General features: G+C 59.9%; 6 protein-coding genes and 1 pseudogene. 3 read left to right on the forward strand and 4 right to left on the reverse strand.

From position 1 onward, the window contains the following. From QDY28_RS30425 to QDY28_RS30440, 4 genes are all read right to left on the reverse strand, one after another. A partial coding sequence (locus QDY28_RS30425; protein ID WP_331384821.1) for a carboxymuconolactone decarboxylase family protein occupies positions 1–539 on the reverse strand: 539 nt, incomplete at its 3' end. 147 nt (positions 540–686) lie between these two features. After that, complete coding sequence (locus QDY28_RS30430) at positions 687–1,670, reverse strand: aldo/keto reductase (RefSeq protein WP_331384822.1); 984 nt, start codon at positions 1,668–1,670, stop codon at positions 687–689. Between the two features lie 115 nt (positions 1,671–1,785). After that, on the reverse strand, positions 1,786–2,163 hold the full coding sequence (locus tag QDY28_RS30435; protein ID WP_331384823.1) for a DUF2255 family protein: 378 nt from the start codon (positions 2,161–2,163) through the stop codon (positions 1,786–1,788). 280 nt (positions 2,164–2,443) lie between these two features. Further along, positions 2,444–3,499 carry a LysR family transcriptional regulator gene (locus tag QDY28_RS30440; RefSeq protein ID WP_331384824.1) on the reverse strand — a complete coding sequence of 352 codons (1,056 nt, stop codon included), beginning with the start codon at positions 3,497–3,499 and terminating at the stop codon, positions 2,444–2,446. A 76-nt stretch (positions 3,500–3,575) separates the two neighbouring features. Between QDY28_RS30440 and QDY28_RS30445 the strand changes: the two genes are divergently transcribed. From QDY28_RS30445 to QDY28_RS31160, 3 genes and pseudogenes are all read left to right on the forward strand, one after another. Next, positions 3,576–4,493, forward strand: coding sequence for an NmrA/HSCARG family protein (locus tag QDY28_RS30445; RefSeq protein ID WP_331384825.1), 918 nt, complete (start codon positions 3,576–3,578; stop codon positions 4,491–4,493). Positions 4,494–4,741: 248 nt separating this feature from the next. Continuing rightward, positions 4,742–5,509, forward strand: a complete 768-nt coding sequence (locus QDY28_RS30450) for an IS5 family transposase (protein WP_331384826.1) — start codon at positions 4,742–4,744, stop codon at positions 5,507–5,509. A 72-nt stretch (positions 5,510–5,581) separates the two neighbouring features. Beyond that, positions 5,582–5,709: pseudogene (locus QDY28_RS31160) on the forward strand (IS701 family transposase); the annotation flags it as partial.

Consider the following 5,709-nt stretch of genomic DNA (forward strand, 5'->3'; position numbering starts at 1 on the left):
GTCGTAAACAGCACCAGTCCCGGCGAAATCTGTCCGACATTTTTCTCGACGGCGGCGGCGCGCTGCTGCTCCACGTCTTCATTCAAAGGCAGCAATTGCGGGGAGGCCGCTGGGAGTTGATCGGCCGCGATATTTCGTGCGGCAAACACCTCCTTCGTCACGGCGATGGCAGACATAGCGTTCGACCAACCTGAGTAGAAGGCAAGATGAGTTATGATCTCCGAGATTTCACCTGGGGTGACGCCGTTATCGAGAGCGACATTTGCGTAGTGCCTCAGGTCGATGGCCTGGTTTCGCGCGATCAGCACGGAGAGTGTGACGATGCTGCGGTCGCGCCGCGAGAGCTGCGGCCGTTGCCAAAGGTTTCCAATCACGTCTTCTTCCGCATAGCGGGCAAGAGCTGGCGATACTGAGCGGATGTCGCCAGTCGATAGCGACGAAGCCCTTTCCGGCATACCTCCGCTTCCCGTTCCTTCCTGAGCGAAGACAGGCTCACCCATGGTGAGCGAGATCGCCGTGGCCGCCAAGATCCGTCTCATGGATATTCCTTTCAATTTGATTGTTGTCGAGTATCGCGTCGTGCGCGTCTCAATACGCGTGAACACGGCTTCGGCGGCGCTTTGCGATACTCGTAGGGACCCGCCACATGTTTGACTGAGGCGGCTCGACATTCAGATCAATGACACCTAGAGCCCCGAACGGCGCAGCATGGCTTCGGGATAGCGTGCGCCCTGGATCACGATATTAGCCTCTTCGATCTCGTCGAGATCGGACCTATCCAGAGCGAGGTTCAACGCTCCGATATTCTCTTCGAAGCGCTCCAGCTTACGTGTCCCGAACAAAGGAACAATCCAGGGCTTCTGCGCCAGCAGCCAGGCAAGCGCGACCTGCGCCGGTGTCGCATCATGCTTCTCGCCAATCTTGCGGATCAGGTCGATCAGCTTCTGGTTGGCGACACGAGCCTCCTCGGAGAACCGCGGTATGTCGGCCCGGATATCGGAGCTATCGAATGTCGTGCTGACGTCGATCTTGCCGGTCAAAAACCCCTTGCCCAGCGGGCTGAAGGGAACGAGCCCGATACTGAGTTCCTCGATAGTCGGGATGATTTCTGTCTCCGGTTCGCGGGTCCAGAGCGAATATTCGCTCTGCAGCGCGGCGACCGGCTGCACCGTATGCGCCCGGCGGATGGACTGAGCGCCCGCTTCTGACAGGCCGAACCACAGCACCTTGCCCTCGGCGATCAGATCCTTCACCGTCCCGGCGACATCTTCCATCGGCACGTCCGGGTCGACGCGATGCTGGTAATAAAGATCGATATGGTCGGTGCGCAGCCGTTTCAGGCTCCCTTCGATGGAGCGGCGGATCTGCGCCGGCCTGCTGTTGACGCCGCCGCGATGCCGGCCGGTTTCCTGGTCGATATCCCAGCCGAATTTTGTGGCGATCTTGACCTTATCGCGAACCGGAGCAAGCGCCTCGCCCACCATCTCCTCATTGGTCCACGGGCCATAAACCTCGGCGGTGTCGAAAAAATCCATGCCGCGTTCGACCGCGGTGCGAAGAAGGGTAACCATTTCCGCCCGGTCGGGAAGCTCGCGCGCCTTGCCATAACCCATGGCGCCAAGCGACAAGGCGGAAACCTCAAGGCCCTGGCCCAGTTTGCGCTTGATCATGTTGCAGTTCCTTCTGTGGAGTTGGTGTTCGACGGCCGACATCATCAAGATGCGGATGAGGCGCCGTGCTTCTCAGGATTGCGCGCCCCGAACTTCATGCGATCAAACCTCACCCTCAGCGTTTCTCGCGGAGGTCGATCCTCATGGTCGCCGAGCGTGTCCGAGCGCTAATCATAGGCGCCAGATACGGGCTCTTGCCGTATTTTGCGCGATAGGCGTCGTCGATGCGGTCGTTGATTGGCCCGTCGACCGGCTCGAAGGCGACTCCCCGCGTCATGCCGGCAGCAATAATCCGGCCGGCTTTCTGATGAAGCGCGGCTTGATACCAGCGCGACTTCTGACCATGGTAGCCACGCACATAGAGACTGCCATCAACCACGACCTCCCAGATCCAGGTCGGGGTGCCATAGGTGGCGCCATCCTCGCGAAATGGTGCGATCTTCAGGTCGTCCGCCTGGTCGATTTTCACAAGCTCATCCTGTGACCAATTCATTGCATCCCTCATCAGTATCTCGCCAGCCGACAGCCGTATTCCCAGGCGCCGTTGCGGTCTCACAATCACGATTATAGCGCGGTTGCCATCATTCGATTAGGCGTGGCAATTCGCATGGGCTTATGAGCGTGGCTAATCAATCAAGGGAACTCAGAGCCGAGCTACACGGCTTTTCAATCGGGATGGCCCCAAACCTTCTTAAGTAGGCCGTGAACCCATAAACGCGAACGGCTGGGTTTGGTGGAAAGTAATCGCACCGATAGTCGCAAGCCAACGACAGCTAAGCGCTAGAACTTCTCTTCGAAGAGCGAGGCGAAACCTTCTTCGCCTTTGTGACCACACCCGACAGCTCGCGCTGGAAGGTGCGCTGGTTGGCGACAAGCTCGCGCGGCACCCAGGCGGCGACCGCGTCGATGAAGGCGCGCACTTGAGGAGGCAAGAACGCGCGCTCGGGGTAAACCAACGCGATCTGCATTTCGGCGCCGACGATGCCGGCGAGCACCTGCACGAGCGCGCCGCTCTCCAGGTGCAGCGACACGAGGCCACGCGGGAGAAGCGCGATGCCAAGCCCACTTACGGCGGCGTCGCACAACAGCGCGATGTCGTTCGAGAAGAACGAGCCGTCGAGATGGAGCTTGCCCCCCGAGATTATGGGCCAATGCGTTTCCGGCAGCTCGCCACGTGCAAAGCCAAGAAGACAGCGGTGGGTCCGGAGATCGCGTTGCGTACGCGGCGTGCCGCGAACTGCGAGGTAGGCGGGTGCCGCGACGGCGATCATCGGGTCACGGAAGAGCGTGCGCGCGATGAGGCCGGACTGGATCTGGCTGCTGGCGCGGAGCGCGACGTCGTAGCCGTCGCGGAGGATGTCAACGAGCTGGTTCGACGTGTGGACATGGACGCGCAGTTCGGGGTAGCGCGTCGCGAACTCACAAATCATTGCATGGAAGCTAACGCTCATCACCGGCGGTACCGAGACGCGCAGATCGCCGCGCACGACATCGTCGGTCATCCGCACGCTCTGCTCGGCCAGCCGCACGGCCTCAAGCGCGATGCAGGCCTGGCGATAGAACGCCTCGCCAATATCCGTGAGGACGAGGCTTCGCGTCGTGCGGCGGAGGAGGCGTGCGCCGAGACGCTCCTCGAGGCGGGCGAGACGGCGGCTCACGGTCGCGCGGGGGACGCGCAGCTCGGCAGCGGCGCGCGAGAGGGATTTGGCGTCTACCGTCTTGGTGAAGGCGACGAGTTCCGCGGTTTCCACGGGATCGCTCATATGGATCAAATCCTGGCAAATGATGTCAATTGTTGAAGCATTGTTACGAATTTCGATCCAGCGCAAGATGTAGCCGAAGATGATCGAAAGGGCCGGTCCCGCTTTCGCGCGGGCGCCTCAAGCTGAAATGAAAGAGCTACAAATGGTATCCAGCGAAAAGAAATTGATCGCCGTGTTTGGTGCGACAGGAAATCAGGGAGCCGGCGTCGTGCGTGCCCTGAAGGCCAACGGTCAGTTCACGGTGCGTGCGCTGTCGCGCGACCCTGGCAAATACAAGGGCGTTGCCGACGAAGTCGTTGCAGCGGATCTGGAACGGCCAGAGACGCTTGCAGAGGCCCTCAAGGACGCGCACGGCGTCTTTCTCGTCACCAACTTCTGGCAAGAAGGCACCGATGAGATTAAGCAGGCAACAGCCGCAATTCAGGCCGCGAAGGCGGCAGGCGTCAACCACCTGATCTGGTCGACCCTTCCAAACGTCGAGAAGATTAGCGATGGCAAGTTCAACGTTCCCCAGTTCACCGGGAAAGCGAAGGTTGACTCGATCGTGAAGGATGCGGGATTTCCGAGCTACACTTTCGTCGTGCCTCCTGCCTACTATCAGAACTTCTCGGGACCGTTCGGTCCGCAAAGGCAGCATGATGGAAGCTTTGGCTGGGTGCTTCCGATCGATCCCACGGTACGTTGCTTTCACATGGGTGACATCAACGAACTGGGAAACATCGTCGCCGGCGCGTTCGCGCACCCGCAAGAAACTGGCAACGGCGCATATCTGCCGTTGGTCGGCGACTTCCTGACCTTCAACGACCTCCTCAGCGCGTTGAATCAGTTGGGCCATAAGCTCTCGTTCACTCGAGTTCCTCGGGAGGTGTACGCAGGTTTCTTCCCTGAAGCTGACGCGTTAGGGGAGACGCTGGCCTATTACGAGACTTATACCTACCTTGGCTCAGGCTCGCACGACCATGAAATCGCTCTGGCGAACAAAGTTGCAGGTCAGACGCCCACTACATTTGCCTCATGGGCTCGGGACAATTTTCGGCACGCAGCGGCTTCCCCGGCTTGAGCCATCACGTCATTTCAAGTCCCGCACGAACATGAACGCGACGAACGCTTCACCCGCTCGTCGCGAACGCGCCATCTGAGCGAGGTGGTTCCTCGACGGCGGTACATTCCTGCGCCAGGCTTTTCGTGGGCCATAATGCGCCGCCATTCATAACTCAGCTCGGCGGCCAAAAGAGGTCCATTTGGAAGCGAGGCGCTAAGGCGAAGGCGTTCTTTCACATCGCGCTGGATTCTGATTCAGGACTCACCATGAGCCGATATGACCTGACAGACTTTGAATGGCGCATAATCGAGCCGCTGCTCCCCAACAAGCCAAGAGGTGTGCCGCGTGTCGATGATCGGCGCGTGCTGAACGGCATCTTCTGGGTGCTGCGATCCGGTGCGCCTTGGCGCGACCTACCCGAGCGCTATGGCCCGCGCACCACCTGCTACAACCGCTTCGCGCGATGGCGGACGGCAGGTGTGTGGGTCCGGCTGATAGAGAGCATCACTGCCGCGCACGACGGCGAGATCCAGATGATCGACAGCACTTCGGTTCGCGCCCACCAGCAGGCTGCGACGGCAAAAAAAGGGAGTTCAGATCATTGTCTCGGTCGATCGCGCGGCGGGCTTACGACCAAGATACACGTCGTCGTTGATGCGCAAGGGCTCCCGATCCGGTTCGGTCTAACGGCTGGCCAGACACATGATGGCCAGATCGCCGATCGGTTGCTAGACCATCTCGGCCCGCGTACCATCGTGCCGGCTGACAAAGCCTATGACGCGGACCGCATCCGCGGCCTGATCGAGCAGCAAGGTGCCACGTCCAACATTCCGCCGAAGAGCAACCGACGCTGGAAGCCTTGCTTCAGCAAACGCCTCTACAGCGAGCGCAACCGCATCGAGCGCTTCTTCTCCAAGCTGAAGCACTTCCGCCGCGTCGCAACACGATACGACAAGCTCGCCGCCAACTTCCTTGCTATGGTTCAGCTCGCCTCAATGCGGCTTTGGCTCCGCGTTTATGAGTCTACGACCTAACACTACTTTGGCAGATTAACTCTCAGGTAACGATGATCGGCCATCCTTGGCATTCCAACGAGGGTGCATGGGATGGCAGAGCAGAATGTTGCATTGACGGATTGGCTGAAGCCGTTCGTTGAGAAGCTTGGTCACAAGAAGCGGCGGCAGATGTGCCCGGTGTATATTTCGGGCCTCATCGGACCGGGCGATCGCAAGAG

The organism is Rhizobium sp. BR 362 (assembly GCF_036528765.1).
Classification (GTDB): domain Bacteria; phylum Pseudomonadota; class Alphaproteobacteria; order Rhizobiales; family Rhizobiaceae; genus Rhizobium.

Excerpts from the sequence above, each read along its gene's own strand:
- QDY28_RS30430 (WP_331384822.1), bottom strand. The coding sequence starts at position 1,670 with ATGATCAAGCGCAAACTGGGCCAGGGCCTTGAGGTTTCCGCCTTGTCG.
- QDY28_RS30435 (WP_331384823.1), bottom strand. The coding sequence starts at position 2,163 with ATGAATTGGTCACAGGATGAGCTTGTGAAAATCGACCAGGCGGACGAC.
- QDY28_RS30445 (WP_331384825.1), top strand. The coding sequence starts at position 3,576 with ATGGTATCCAGCGAAAAGAAATTGATCGCCGTGTTTGGTGCGACAGGA.
- QDY28_RS30450 (WP_331384826.1), top strand. The coding sequence starts at position 4,742 with ATGAGCCGATATGACCTGACAGACTTTGAATGGCGCATAATCGAGCCG.